Origin of the sequence: Clostridium perfringens ATCC 13124 (assembly GCF_000013285.1) — a bacterium.
In the GTDB taxonomy this organism is placed as follows: Bacteria; Bacillota; Clostridia; order Clostridiales; family Clostridiaceae; genus Sarcina; species Sarcina perfringens.
In genome coordinates this window covers 2,970,334-2,984,376 of the sequence record NC_008261.1, presented here as the reverse complement: position 1 = coordinate 2,984,376, position 14,043 = coordinate 2,970,334, and the positions used below count along the sequence as shown (strand labels likewise).

Here is a 14,043-nt window from a genome sequence, read left to right as displayed (position 1 = left end):
GATACTTAAAAATTCACATTAAACTATGAAGGGAGGACACACCCTTGTTCGAATTAAATAATTTTGATGCTTTACAAATCGGGTTAGCATCTCCAGAACAAATTAGAGAGTGGTCTAGAGGAGAAGTAAAGAAACCTGAAACTATTAACTATAGAACGTTAAAACCTGAGAGAGACGGATTATTCTGTGAAAGAATATTCGGACCTATAAAAGACTGGGAATGTCACTGTGGAAAATACAAAAGAGTTAGATATAAAGGTATTGTATGTGACAGATGTGGTGTTGAAGTAACTAAATCTAAAGTTAGAAGAGAGAGAATGGCTCACATTGAATTAGCTGCGCCAGTATCTCATATATGGTATTTCAAAGGAATACCTTCAAGAATGGGATTAATCCTTGATATGTCACCAAGAGCTTTAGAAAAAGTTCTATATTTTGCATCATATATAGTTATAGATCCAAAAGAAACTTCATTATTAAAGAAACAACTTCTTAATGAGAAAGAATATAGAGAAGCGTGTGACAAATATGGTGAAGAGAGCTTTGTAGCTGGAATGGGTGCAGAAGCTATAAAAACTTTATTATCAGAAATAGACTTAGAAAGAACTGCTGCTGAACTTAAAGAAGAATTAAAGCAAAGCACAGGTCAAAAGAAAGTTAGAATAATAAGAAGATTAGAAGTTGTAGAATCATTCAAATCATCAGGAAATAAACCTGAATGGATGGTAGTAGATGTAATACCAGTTATACCACCTGATTTAAGACCTATGGTTCAATTAGATGGAGGTAGATTTGCTACTTCAGATTTAAATGATTTATACAGAAGAGTTATAAATAGAAATAACAGACTTAAGAAGTTATTAGACCTTGGCGCTCCTGACATAATAGTTAGAAACGAAAAGAGAATGCTTCAAGAGGCTGTAGATGCTTTAATAGATAACGGTAGAAGAGGAAGACCTGTAACTGGTCCTGGAAACAGACCTCTTAAATCATTATCAGATATGCTTAAAGGTAAGCAAGGAAGATTCAGACAAAACCTTCTTGGTAAGAGGGTTGACTATTCAGGAAGATCAGTTATCGTTGTTGGTCCTGAATTAAAAATGTATCAATGTGGTCTTCCAAAAGAAATGGCTTTAGAATTATTCAAGCCTTTCGTTATGAAGAAATTAGTTGAAGACGGAGTTGCTCATAACATAAAGAGTGCTAAGAGAATGGTTGAAAGAGTAATGCCACAAGTATGGGATGTACTTGAAGAAGTTATAGCAGACCATCCAGTATTACTAAACAGAGCACCTACTCTACATAGACTAGGTATTCAAGCATTCCAACCAGTATTAGTTGAAGGTAGAGCTATAAAACTTCATCCACTTGTATGTACAGCATACAACGCTGACTTCGATGGAGACCAAATGGCTGTTCACGTACCTTTATCAGTTGAAGCTCAAGCAGAAGCTAGATTCTTAATGCTTGCAGCAGGTAATATAATGAAACCTTCTGATGGTAGACCAGTTTGTGTACCTACTCAGGATATGGTTCTTGGTTCATATTACTTAACAATGGATAAAGACGGAGCTAAAGGTGAAGGAAAATACTTCGCATCATTTGATGAAGTAATAATGGCTTACCAATTAAAAGAAGTTGATATTCATGCTAAGATTAACGTTAAAGTTACTAAAGAAATAGACGGAGAGCTTAAGTCAGGAATAATCAAAACAACTCCAGGATTTATAATATTCAATGAATGTATACCTCAAGACTTAGGTTTTGTAAATAGAGAAAATCCTGAAGAAATGTTCAATTTAGAAATAGATTTCTTAATAACTAAAAAGTCATTAGGAAAAATAATAGATAAATGTTACTTAAAGCATGGTCCAACTAAGACTTCAATAATGCTTGATAACATAAAAGCAACAGGATATCATTATTCATCAATTGGAGCTGTTACAGTTGCTGCTTCAGATATGATAGTTCCTCAAAAGAAATATGAACTATTAAAAGAAGCTGATGAAACTGTAGATAAGATCGAAAAAATGTATAGAAGAGGTCTTATATCTGAAGATGAAAGATATGAAAGAGTTATAGAAAAATGGACTGAGACTACTGAGGAAGTTGCGGATACATTAATGAATAGTTTGGATAAATTTAACCCAATATTCATGATGGCAGACTCAGGAGCCAGAGGATCTAAGTCACAGATCAAACAGTTAGCTGGTATGAGAGGACTTATGGCGAGTCCATCAGGTAAAATCATCGAGTTACCAATCAGAGCATCATTTAGAGAAGGTCTTGACGTATTAGAGTACTTCATATCTACTCACGGAGCTAGAAAAGGTAACGCCGATACAGCACTTAAGACTGCTGACTCAGGTTACTTAACAAGAAGACTTGTTGACGTAAGCCAAGATGTTATAGTAAGAGAACACGACTGTGGAACTCAAAATGGTATTTACGTTGAAGAAATAAAAGAAGGTTCAGAAGTAGTTGAACAATTAGCTGAAAGATTAACAGGAAGATATACTGCAGAAGATGTTTTCCATCCAGAAACTGGAGAGCTTTTAGCTGCAAAAGATACTTACATGGATCCAATTTTAGCTGAAAAAATAGCTGACACTGGAATTCAAAAAGTAAAAATAAGATCAGTATTTACATGTGATTCTAAGGTTGGAGTATGTACTAAGTGTTATGGTATGAACATGGCAACATCATATAAAATTAATATTGGTGAAGCTGTTGGTATCGTAGCTGCTCAGTCAATCGGAGAACCAGGAACACAGCTTACAATGAGAACATTCCATACAGGTGGAGTTGCTGGAGCAGATATAACTCAAGGTCTTCCAAGGGTTGAAGAGTTATTCGAAGCAAGAAAACCAAAAGGATTAGCAATTGTAAGTGAAGTTGCAGGTACTGTAAGAATAGAAGAAACTAAGAAGAAGAGAACTGTTTATGTTGTTACTGATTCAGGAGAAGAATATAGCTATGACATACCATTTGGATCAAGATTAAAAGTTAAAGATGGTATAGCTATTGGAGCTGGAGATGAAATAACAGAAGGTTCAGTTAACCCACATGATATCATGAGCATTAAGGGTGTTGATGGTGCAAGAGAATACTTACTTTCAGAAGTTCAAAAAGTTTACAGACTTCAAGGGGTTGATATCAACGATAAGCACTTAGAAGTTGTAGTTAGACAAATGACTAGAAAGATAAAAGTAACAGAGCAAGGTGATACTAATTTATTACCAGGTGTAATGATTGATATGTTCGATTTCAGAGCTGAAAATGAAAGAGTTGAAAGCTTTGGAGGAGAAAAAGCTCAAGGAGATATAGTTCTTCTTGGTATTACTAAAGCAGCTCTTGCTACAGATAGTTTCTTATCAGCAGCATCATTCCAAGAAACAACAAGAGTTCTTACTGATGCAGCAATCAAAGGAAAAATTGATCCTCTTGTTGGATTAAAAGAAAATGTTATAATTGGTAAGTTAATTCCAGCAGGTACAGGTATGATGAAGTATAGATCATTAAAATTAAATACTGAAAACAGTAATCAAGAGACTGAAACAATAATTGAGATTGAAGAATAAGATTAATTTTGTTGACAGTAGTATTCTTAGATGATAAAATACAGTTTGTGTGATTAGCAAAGTACTAAGGGATTAACTTGTCTACATGATTATTTACAATGGAGGTAATCTTATGGTAGACAGACTTTTAGGAAAAAAAGTTATTGGCATAAAACAGTCCACAAAAGCTATGAAAAACGGTGAAGGAAAAATTTTGTATGTTGCAAAAAATGCTAACGATAAAATGGTCACTCCATTGGTAGAATTAGCGGAAAAATGTGGAATTGAAATAAAACATGTTAAAAACATGAAAATTCTAGGGGAAATGTGTGGCATAGATGTAAAATCAGCTGTAGCATTAATCTTAGATTAGAGTGTTAACATCTAAAATTTATATAGATAGTTAAATAATTTATCAGGAGGTGAAAGTATGCCAACTATAAGCCAATTAGTAAGAAAAGGCAGAAAAACAGTAGCATCAAAATCAACTGCACCAGCTCTTAAAGAGTGTCCACAAAAAAGAGGAGTTTGTACTGTAGTTAAAACAACTACTCCTAAGAAACCTAACTCAGCGTTAAGAAAAATCGCCAGAGTAAGATTAACTAATGGATACGAAGTAACAGCTTACATTCCTGGTGTAGGCCACAACTTACAAGAGCATAGTGTTGTTCTTATAAGAGGTGGAAGAGTTAAAGACCTTCCTGGTGTTAGATACCACATAGTAAGAGGAGCTTTAGACTCAGCTGGAGTAGCTAACAGAATGCAAGGAAGATCAAAGTACGGTGCTAAGAAACCAAAGCAAAAGAAATAATTGTTGCTTAAACTTAGTTTAAGTGCTATGTCTTCAAGTTTAGATAAATAACTGTTCGAAGTTTAAATATAGATTATGAAGCAAGCACTTTACGACAATCGATTAAGTTGTGTCGAGTACCGATGAACTTAAACAAAAATTGTTAAGGAGGGAAGAAAAGTGCCAAGAAAAGGACATATTGCAAAAAGAGATGTATTACCAGATCCAGTGTACAATTCAAAAGTTGTTACTAAGTTAATAAATAACGTAATGGAAGATGGTAAAAAAGGAGTAGCACAAAAAATATGCTACGATGCTTTCCAAATAATCAATGAGAAAACTGGCAGAGATGCTATGGAAGTTTTTGAGGAAGCAATGAACAACATAATGCCTTTATTAGAGGTTAAAGCTAGAAGAATAGGTGGTGCTAACTACCAAGTTCCAATAGAAGTAAGACCTGAAAGAAGACAGACTTTAGGATTAAGATGGCTTCTTGCAGCTTCAAGAAAAAGAGGCGAGAAGTACATGAGAGAAAGATTAGCTGGAGAATTAATGGATGCAGCTAACAATACTGGAGCAGCTGTTAAGAAGAGAGAAGATACTCACAAAATGGCTGAAGCTAATAAAGCATTTGCTCATTACAGATATTAATAAAATGAAACTGTTTTGGCTAAAAGCCAAAACAGTTTTGTTGAATTTAAAAACACTATACGTTGAGAGGAGGAGTCACAATGGCTAGACAATATCCGTTAGAAAAATTCCGTAACTTCGGAATAATGGCACATATAGATGCTGGTAAAACAACTACTACTGAGCGTATTCTTTTCTATACAGGAAGAAACCACAAAATAGGGGAAACTCATGATGGAGCTTCAACTATGGACTGGATGGCTCAAGAGCAAGAAAGAGGTATAACAATAACTTCTGCTGCTACAACTTGTTTCTGGAAAGGTTATGAATTAAACATAATCGATACTCCAGGACACGTAGACTTCACAGTTGAGGTTGAAAGATCATTAAGAGTTCTTGATGGAGCTGTTACTGTTCTTGATGCTAAGAGTGGAGTTGAACCACAAACTGAAACTGTTTGGAGACAGGCAGACAAGTACGGCGTTCCAAGAATGATATACGTAAACAAAATGGATGCTACAGGAGCAGACTACTACAACTGTATAAACACAGTTAGAGAAAGATTACAAGCTAATGCTGTTGCAATTCAAATTCCAATAGGTCAAGAAGATCAATTCCAAGGAATGGTTGATTTATTAACTAACCAAGCAATAATCTTCAAAGATGACTTAGGAAAAGATATAGAAGTAAGTGATGTTCCAGCTGATTTAGCTGATAAAGCAGAAGAGTACAGAGCTGCTATGATTGAAGCTATAGCTGAAACTGATGAAGAGTTAATGATGAAATACTTAGAAGGTGAAGAATTAACTCTTGAAGAATTAAAAGTTGCTTTAAGAAAAGCTACTATCAACAATGAAATAATCCCAGTTATCTGTGGATCATCATACAAAAACAAAGGTGTTCAACAAATGATCGATGGTGTTGTTGATTACTTACCATCACCATTAGACATACCTGCTGTTAAAGGTACTAACTTAGACGGTGAAGAAGAAGTTAGAGAAGCTTCAGATGACGCTCCAATGTCAGCTTTAGCATTCAAAATAGCTACTGACCCATTCGTTGGAAGATTAGCATTCACAAGAGTTTACTCAGGAGTTTTAGAGAGCGGTTCATACGTATTAAACTCAACTAAGGGTAAAAAAGAAAGAATAGGAAGACTTGTTAAGATGCACGCTAACTCAAGAGAGGAAGTTGAATCATTAGAAGCAGCTGAATTAGGAGCTGTAATAGGTCTTAAGAATACAACTACTGGAGATACTTTATGTACGGAAGCAGCTCCAATAATACTTGAAAAGATGGAATTCCCAGAGCCAGTTATATCTATAGCTATCGAGCCAAAGACAAAAGCTGGTCAAGAAAAAATGGGTATAGCTTTATCAAAGCTTGCTGAAGAGGATCCAACTTTCAAAACTTGGACTGATCAAGAAACAGGTCAAACTATCATAGCTGGTATGGGTGAGCTTCACTTAGATATCATCGTTGATAGATTACAAAGAGAATTCAAAGTTGAGTGTAACGTAGGTGCTCCTCAAGTTGCTTACAAAGAAACTATCAAAAAGGCTGTTGAAGCAGAAGCTAAATTTGCTAGACAATCTGGTGGTAGAGGACAATACGGTCACTGTAAGATAGAAATGATACCAACTGAAGGCGAATATGAATTCGAAAATGCTATCGTTGGAGGAGCTATTCCAAGAGAATACATTCCAGCAGTAGATAACGGAATCAGAGAAGCTGCAGAAAGTGGTATAATAGCTGGATACCCAGTTATAAACTTCAAAATAAGATTATTCGACGGATCATACCATGATGTCGATTCATCTGAAATGGCATTCAAAATAGCTGGATCTATGGCATTCAAAAACGCTATGGCTAAAGCTGATGCTGTATTACTTGAGCCTATAATGAAAGTTGAAATCACTGTACCAGAAGAGTACATGGGAGACGTTATAGGAGATGTTAACTCAAGAAGAGGTAGAATGGAAGGAATGGACTCAAGAAATGGTGCACAAATCATAAGAGCATTCATCCCACTATCAGAAATGTTTGGATACGCAACTGCATTAAGATCAAGAACTCAAGGTAGAGGAACTTATGCAATGGAATTCGATCACTATGATGACGTTCCTAAGAGCATCCAAGAAGAAGTTGCAGGTAAAAAAAATAAATAATTAAAGAAGCTTTTAAAGCTTCTTTAATATATAAATGTATATAATATTTTTAAATTAAAGGAGGAATTTGCAATGTCAAAAGCAAAATTTGAAAGAAGCAAACCACACGTTAACATTGGAACAATCGGTCACGTAGACCACGGTAAAACAACTTTAACAGCAGCTATAACAACAGTTTTAGCACAAGCTGGTGGGGCAGAAGCATTCAAATATGATGAAATAGATAAAGCTCCAGAAGAAAAAGAAAGAGGAATCACAATCAACACAGCACACGTTGAGTACGAAACAGCTAACAGACACTACGCTCACGTTGACTGTCCAGGACATGCTGACTACGTTAAAAACATGATCACTGGAGCAGCTCAAATGGACGGAGCTATATTAGTTTGTTCAGCAGCTGATGGTCCAATGCCTCAAACAAGAGAGCACATCTTATTATCATCAAGAGTTGGAGTTGACCACATCGTAGTATTCTTAAACAAAGCAGATATGGTTGACGACGAAGAATTATTAGAATTAGTTGAAATGGAAGTTAGAGAGTTATTAAGCGAGTACAACTTCCCAGGAGACGACATTCCAGTAATCAAAGGATCAGCTTTAGTAGCATTAGAAAACCCAACTGACGAAGCTGCAACAGCTTGTATCAGAGAGTTAATGGATGCTGTAGATAGCTACATCCCAACACCAGAAAGAGCAACAGATAAGCCATTCTTAATGCCAGTAGAGGACGTATTCACAATCACTGGTAGAGGAACAGTTGCAACAGGAAGAGTTGAAAGAGGAGTTCTACATGTAGGAGACGAAGTAGAAGTAATCGGATTAACTGAAGAAAGAAGAAAAACTGTTGTAACAGGAATCGAAATGTTCAGAAAGTTATTAGATGAAGCACAAGCTGGAGATAACATCGGAGCATTATTAAGAGGTATCCAAAGAACTGACATCGAAAGAGGTCAAGTTTTAGCACAAGTTGGAACAATCAACCCACACAAAAAATTCGTAGGTCAAGTATACGTACTTAAAAAAGAAGAAGGTGGAAGACATACTCCATTCTTCGATGGATACAGACCACAATTCTACTTCAGAACAACAGACGTTACAGGATCAATCAAATTACCAGAAGGAATGGAAATGGTTATGCCTGGAGACCACATCGACATGGAAGTTGAATTAATCACAGAAATCGCTATGGATGAAGGATTAAGATTCGCTATCAGAGAAGGTGGAAGAACTGTAGGTTCAGGAGTTGTTACTTCAATAATCGAGTAATTTTAACTTTTTAAATAAATTTTTTATTAGTACCGATGAACAACGGGAATTTATGCTTAGTTAAAACTCACTTATATACTTAGCGCAAAAGTTTATAAGCTGAGAGTTAACTAAGAAAAGTTTCTAATATATAGACGTATATATTAGAAGACTCTTTAAAATCTAAAATTAACGCGCAATAGTTTTTAATTTAAAAGAGTGTTCATTAAATAGGCCTTTAATATAAAAGAGTGGATATATTATCCTCTCTTTTATTTTTTTGTTGATTTTATAGAAAAAATAAATATAATATAATTTAGGAAAAATATTTTTGGTAAGAATAATAATATAAAATTTTTTTAGGAATAAAATTCTTGTTGAAAAATTAAAAAAATAGTATATTATTAATATTAGTGCTTTATTTTTTTGAACGGTTTTGGGGTAAAGATAGTACATAAATGTATATGTTAAAACTTCTAAAAAAATACTTGAAAAAACATAATATACATAGTATAATGAAGAAGTTGTAAAGCGAACAGCGATGAATCAAGAGGTTGCCGGACTTCCGGGTAATTCTTGATGAGCATGTTAGGATCTAGAATCCGACGACAGGGGTTACGTGTGCATGTCTAAAGTGTGAAACACCAGGGACAGTTTACACAATGCTTACTGTTGTGCGTTAGAAGTAAAGCGTACATGAAAAGGAGGGAAACCAAATGTCAAAACAAAAAATAAGAATAAGATTAAAAGCATTTGATCATACAATATTAGATCAATCAGCTGAGAAAATTGTTGAAACTGCTAAGTCTACAGGAGCAAAGGTTGTTGGACCAGTTCCACTACCAACTGAAAAAGACGTTATAACAATCTTAAGAGCTGTACATAAGTACAAAGACTCAAGAGAGCAGTTCGAAGTAAGAACTCATAAGAGATTAATAGACATCGTTAATCCATCACCAAAAACTGTTGATGCATTAATGAGATTAAACTTACCAGCAGGTGTTGATATCGAAATAAAACTTTAATAGTTTATTTAGATTGAATTAAGAGATTGAACTGTTATGATTGCAGAGGCAATCCGCTAATATGTTTAGGAGGTGTAACCACATGAAAAAAGCTATAATAGGTAAAAAAGTTGGAATGACTCAAATATTCGATGAGAATGGTAGAGTAATCCCTGTAACTGTAGTTGAAGCTGGTCCATGTGTTGTAGTTCAAAAGAAAACAGTTGAAACTGATGGATATGACGCAATACAAGTTGGATTCGGTGAATTAAGAGAAAAATTAGTTAACAAACCAAGAAAAGGACATTTCGCTAAAGCAGGTGTTTCTTTAAGAAGAACTTTAAAAGAGTTCAGAATGGAAGATGTTGCTAATTACAATGTTGGAGACGAAATAAAGGTTGACACATTTGAAATTGGAGACAAAGTAGACGTATCAGGAGTTTCTAAAGGTAAGGGATTCCAAGGTACAATCAAAAGATGGAATGCTAGTAGAGGACCAATGTCTCACGGTTCTAAATTCCACAGAGCACCAGGTTCAATGGGAGCTGCTTCAGACCCATCAAGAACTTTCAAGAACAAAAGAATGCCTGGACATATGGGAGCTAAGAACACAACTGTTCTTAACTTAGAAGTTGTTAAGATAATGCCTGAAAAGAACATCATCTTAATCAAGGGTGGAATCCCAGGTCCAAATAAAGGCACAGTAGTTATAAGAAACAGCGTTAAGGCTTAATTTCTGTAGAAAGGAGGAAGCGTAATGCCTAAAGTAGGTTTATTTAATAAAGAAGGACAACAAGTTGGAGATATCCAATTAAATGAGCAAGTATTCGGAGTAGAAGTAAACAAATATGCTTTACACCAAGTAGTAGTAGCTCAATTAGCTAACAAGAGACAAGGTACTCAATCAGCTAAAACAAGATCTGAGGTAAGAGGAGGCGGAATCAAGCCTTGGAGACAAAAAGGAACAGGTAGAGCAAGACAAGGTTCTATCAGAGCGCCTCAATGGATCAAAGGTGGAGTTGTATTTGCACCAAAACCAAGAGATTACAGAATGTCAATACCAAAGAGCATGAGAAAAGTAGCTATGACTTCTGCTTTAACTAGCAAAGTTGCAGATATGGTTGTTTTAGAAGACTTAACTTTCGAAGCTCCAAAAACTAAGGAAGCAGTTAAAATGTTAAATGCTTTCGAAGCTAAGAAGACATTAATAATAACAGCTGAAGTTAATGAAAATGTATATAAATCAGCAAGAAACATAGAAGGTGTAACAGTTATGCCTGTTAACAACATCAATGTTTATGATTTATTAAACTGCAAAACATTAATGATAACTAAAGAAGCTGTAAACAAAATTGAGGAGGTGTACGCATAATGAAGTTAACAAGCCATGATATAATCAGAAAACCAGTTATAACTGAAAAGAGTATGGCAGCTATGGCTGAAAATAAATACACCTTCATAGTTCATATGGCAGCTAACAAAGTACAAATAAAGAGAGCTGTAGAAGAAGTTTTCAACGTAAAAGTTGCTGACGTTAAGACTATGAGATTCGAAGGAAAAACTAAGAGAGTTGGAGTTCACATCGGAAAAAGAGCTGACTTCAAAAAAGCTGTTATAACTTTAGCAGAAGGTAGCAGCATCGAATTCTTCGAAGGAATGCAATAATAAAAAGCAGGTATTGGTTGAAGGCCAGATAAGCTATAAGAAGGAGGGACAATAATGGCACTTAAAAAGTTTAACCCAACTACACCATCAAGAAGACAAATGACTATGCCAACATTTGAAGAAGTTACTACAAATGCACCAGAGAAGTCACTTCTTGTTTCTTTAAAGAAAACTGGTGGTAGAAACGCACAAGGTAAAATAACTGTTAGACACCATGGTGGTGGAGCTAAGAGAAAATATAGAATAATAGATTTCAAAAGAAATAAGGATGGAATCCCAGCAAAAGTTGCTACAGTAGAGTACGATCCAAACAGATCAGCTTACATAGCACTTGTTGTTTATGCTGATGGAGAGAAGAGATACATACTTGCTCCTGTAGGTTTAAAAGTAGGAGATACAGTAGTATCAGGACCAGAGGCTGATATCAAGCCAGGTAACGCTCTTCAATTAAAACACATGCCAGTAGGTACTTTTGTTCATAACATAGAGTTACAAGCTGGAAAAGGTGGCCAAATGGTAAGATCAGCAGGTACTTCAGCTCAGTTAATGGCTAAAGAAGGAAACTATGCTACATTAAGATTACCATCAGGTGAAATGAGATACGTAAGAATCGAATGTAAAGCTACTGTTGGAACAGTATCAAACACAACTCATGAGATCGTAAATATCGGTAAAGCTGGTAGAAAGAGACACATGGGATGGAGACCAACAGTTAGAGGTTCTGTAATGAACCCTTGCGATCACCCTCACGGTGGTGGAGAAGGTAGATCTCCTATCGGTAGACCAAGTCCAGTTACTCCATGGGGTAAACCAGCACTTGGATACAAAACTAGAAAGAACAAAAAATACTCAGATAGATTCATCATTAAGAGAAGAAACGCTAAATAGTTTGGAGAGAATTAAATATTCTCTTCACAGTTTGGCGGCATAATTAAGTTTATGAAGGGAGGAAATTCTAGTGAGTAGATCAATTAAGAAAGGACCTTTCGTGCATGCAGGTCTTTTAAAGAAAATAGAAGAAATGAACCAAAATGGAGATAAGAAAGTTATCAAAACTTGGTCAAGAAGCTCAACTATATTCCCACAAATGATAGGCCATACAATAGCTGTTCATGATGGAAGAAAACATATCCCAGTTTATGTTACAGAAGATATGGTTGGACATAAATTAGGAGAATTCGTTTTAACAAGAACTTTCAAAGGTCATATTAAAAACGAAAAAACATCAAAGAGAAAATAATAGTATCCGGGAAAGGAGGATCTTTAGATGGAAGCTAAAGCTATAGCTAAATATGTAAGAATGTCTCCAACTAAAGTAGGAGTTGTTCTTGATTTAATAAGAGGAAAGAACGTAAACGAAGCTTTCGCAATTTTAAAATATACTCCAAGAGATGCTGCTGAGGTTATAAGCAAAGTTTTAAAATCAGCGGTAGCTAATGCGGAGAACAATCACGAATTAGATGCTAACAGATTATTCGTTGCAGAAGCACATGTAGGTCACGGACCAACATTAAAAAGATTCAGACCAATGGATCATGGTAAAGCATTCAGAATAAACAAGAGAACAAGTAACATAACACTTGTTGTTAAAGAAAGAGCTTAATAAGGTAAGGAGGGAAAAGCATGGGACAAAAAGTACATCCTCACGGACTAAGAGTTGGTGTAATTAAAGATTGGGATGCAAAATGGTATGCTGATAAGAAAAATTTTGCTGATAACTTAATCGAAGACCAACAAATAAGAAAATTCATAAAGAAAGAACTTTTCTCAGCTGGAATCGCTAAGATTGAAATCGAAAGATCAGCTAAAAGAGTTAAGTTAAACATACACACAGCTAAGCCAGGTGTAATCATCGGAAAAGGTGGTTCAGGAATCGAAAGATTAAAAGCTAGCTTAAAAAATATAATAGCTGAGAAAAATGTTTTAATAAACATTGTTGAGGTTAAGAACGCTGAAACTAACGCTCAATTAATGGCTGAAAACATTGCTGCTCAATTAGAAAAGAGAATATCATTCAGAAGAGCTATGAAGCAAACTATCCAAAGAGCAATGAAAGCTGGCACATTAGGTGTTAAAACTGCTTGTTCAGGAAGATTAGGTGGAGCTGAAATAGCAAGAACTGAGCAATACAATGAAGGAACAATCCCACTACAAACAATAAGAGCTGACATCGACTATGGATTTGCTGAAGCTGATACAACTTACGGTAAAATCGGTGTTAAAGTGTGGGTTTACAATGGAGAAGTTCTTCCAACTAAAAAAGTTGAAAAAAAGGAAGAAGCTAACGCATAATAGGATGCACTAAGAAAGGAGGAATATAACATGTTAATGCCTAAAAGAGTTAAACATCGTAAGGTACAACGTGGTAGAATGAAAGGTAAGGCAACTAGAGGAAACTTTCTAGCTTACGGAGATTTCGGAATCCAAGCTACAACTTGTGGATGGATCACTAGTAACCAAATAGAAGCTGCGAGAATAGCTATCAATAGATATATAAGAAGAGGCGGAAAGCTTTGGATAAAAATATTCCCAGACAAACCTGTAACTGAGAAACCAGCTGAAACAAGAATGGGTTCAGGTAAAGGTTCAGTTGAATACTGGGTAGCAGTAGTTAAACCAGGTAGAGTTTTATTCGAGTTATCTGGAGTTGATGAAGAGAAAGCAAGAGAAGCTATGAGACTTGCTTCACACAAACTTCCTGTAAAGACTAAGTTCGTTACAAGAAGAGATTTTGAGGAAATGGGTGGTGAAGAATAATGAAAGCTAGAGAGTTAAAAGAACTAAGAACAAGCAATCCTCAAGATTTAATAAAGAAATTAGGAGACCTTAAAGCTGAGTTATTCAATTTAAGATTCCAATTAGCTACAGGTCAATTAGAAAACCCAATGAGAATCAGAGAAGTAAAAAAATCAATAGCTCAAATCAAAACAATCATAAGAGAAGAAGAGTTAAAGATTGAGCAGTAATCCTGAAAGGAGGTA

16 protein-coding genes are annotated in these 14,043 nt (G+C 35.3%); all 16 read left to right on the top strand.

Annotated features, from left to right (window positions below):
* The first annotated feature begins 44 nt into the window (after window positions 1–44).
* Window positions 45–3,581: a DNA-directed RNA polymerase subunit beta' gene (gene rpoC / locus CPF_RS13285; RefSeq protein ID WP_003460614.1), complete on the top strand. Its 3,537-nt coding sequence runs from the start codon at window positions 45–47 to the stop codon at window positions 3,579–3,581.
* 112 nt (window positions 3,582–3,693) lie between these two features.
* Window positions 3,694–3,933: a ribosomal L7Ae/L30e/S12e/Gadd45 family protein gene (locus tag CPF_RS13280; RefSeq protein ID WP_003452175.1), complete on the top strand. Its 240-nt coding sequence runs from the start codon at window positions 3,694–3,696 to the stop codon at window positions 3,931–3,933.
* 57 nt (window positions 3,934–3,990) lie between these two features.
* Window positions 3,991–4,371, top strand: a complete 381-nt coding sequence (gene rpsL / locus CPF_RS13275; protein WP_003452165.1) for a 30S ribosomal protein S12 — start codon at window positions 3,991–3,993, stop codon at window positions 4,369–4,371.
* A gap of 159 nt (window positions 4,372–4,530) precedes the next feature.
* The gene (gene rpsG / locus CPF_RS13270) at window positions 4,531–5,001 is read left to right on the top strand and encodes a 30S ribosomal protein S7 (RefSeq protein WP_003452182.1); all 471 of its coding nucleotides are present in this window, start codon (window positions 4,531–4,533) and stop codon (window positions 4,999–5,001) included.
* Between the two features lie 80 nt (window positions 5,002–5,081).
* Window positions 5,082–7,148: an elongation factor G gene (fusA, locus tag CPF_RS13265; RefSeq protein WP_003460612.1), complete on the top strand. Its 2,067-nt coding sequence runs from the start codon at window positions 5,082–5,084 to the stop codon at window positions 7,146–7,148.
* A 72-nt stretch (window positions 7,149–7,220) separates the two neighbouring features.
* Window positions 7,221–8,414 (top strand): elongation factor Tu, encoded by a 1,194-nt coding sequence (tuf, locus tag CPF_RS13260; RefSeq protein ID WP_003452162.1) that lies wholly within the window; start codon window positions 7,221–7,223, stop codon window positions 8,412–8,414.
* A gap of 695 nt (window positions 8,415–9,109) precedes the next feature.
* A complete protein-coding gene (gene rpsJ / locus CPF_RS13255) occupies window positions 9,110–9,418 on the top strand; it encodes a 30S ribosomal protein S10 (protein WP_003479233.1) in 309 nt (102 codons plus the stop codon).
* Window positions 9,419–9,500: 82 nt separating this feature from the next.
* The gene (gene rplC / locus CPF_RS13250) at window positions 9,501–10,130 is read left to right on the top strand and encodes a 50S ribosomal protein L3 (protein ID WP_003476250.1); all 630 of its coding nucleotides are present in this window, start codon (window positions 9,501–9,503) and stop codon (window positions 10,128–10,130) included.
* A gap of 24 nt (window positions 10,131–10,154) precedes the next feature.
* Window positions 10,155–10,769 (top strand): 50S ribosomal protein L4, encoded by a 615-nt coding sequence (gene rplD, locus CPF_RS13245; RefSeq protein ID WP_003454270.1) that lies wholly within the window; start codon window positions 10,155–10,157, stop codon window positions 10,767–10,769.
* A complete protein-coding gene (rplW, locus tag CPF_RS13240; protein WP_003454311.1) occupies window positions 10,769–11,062 on the top strand; it encodes a 50S ribosomal protein L23 in 294 nt (97 codons plus the stop codon). The genes rplD and rplW overlap by 1 nt, the downstream gene beginning before the upstream one ends.
* Before the next feature lie 54 nt (window positions 11,063–11,116).
* The gene (gene rplB / locus CPF_RS13235; RefSeq protein ID WP_003460473.1) at window positions 11,117–11,950 is read left to right on the top strand and encodes a 50S ribosomal protein L2; all 834 of its coding nucleotides are present in this window, start codon (window positions 11,117–11,119) and stop codon (window positions 11,948–11,950) included.
* 70 nt (window positions 11,951–12,020) lie between these two features.
* Window positions 12,021–12,302 carry a 30S ribosomal protein S19 gene (rpsS, locus tag CPF_RS13230; RefSeq protein ID WP_003454422.1) on the top strand — a complete coding sequence of 94 codons (282 nt, stop codon included), beginning with the start codon at window positions 12,021–12,023 and terminating at the stop codon, window positions 12,300–12,302.
* Between the two features lie 27 nt (window positions 12,303–12,329).
* Window positions 12,330–12,665 carry a 50S ribosomal protein L22 gene (gene rplV, locus CPF_RS13225; protein ID WP_003454177.1) on the top strand — a complete coding sequence of 112 codons (336 nt, stop codon included), beginning with the start codon at window positions 12,330–12,332 and terminating at the stop codon, window positions 12,663–12,665.
* A 20-nt stretch (window positions 12,666–12,685) separates the two neighbouring features.
* The gene (gene rpsC / locus CPF_RS13220) at window positions 12,686–13,354 is read left to right on the top strand and encodes a 30S ribosomal protein S3 (protein WP_003454406.1); all 669 of its coding nucleotides are present in this window, start codon (window positions 12,686–12,688) and stop codon (window positions 13,352–13,354) included.
* A 30-nt stretch (window positions 13,355–13,384) separates the two neighbouring features.
* Complete coding sequence (gene rplP, locus CPF_RS13215) at window positions 13,385–13,819, top strand: 50S ribosomal protein L16 (RefSeq protein WP_003454381.1); 435 nt, start codon at window positions 13,385–13,387, stop codon at window positions 13,817–13,819.
* Complete coding sequence (gene rpmC, locus CPF_RS13210; RefSeq protein ID WP_003454396.1) at window positions 13,819–14,028, top strand: 50S ribosomal protein L29; 210 nt, start codon at window positions 13,819–13,821, stop codon at window positions 14,026–14,028. Before rplP ends, rpmC begins: the two co-directional genes overlap by 1 nt.
* Window positions 14,029–14,043: the final 15 nt, after the last annotated feature.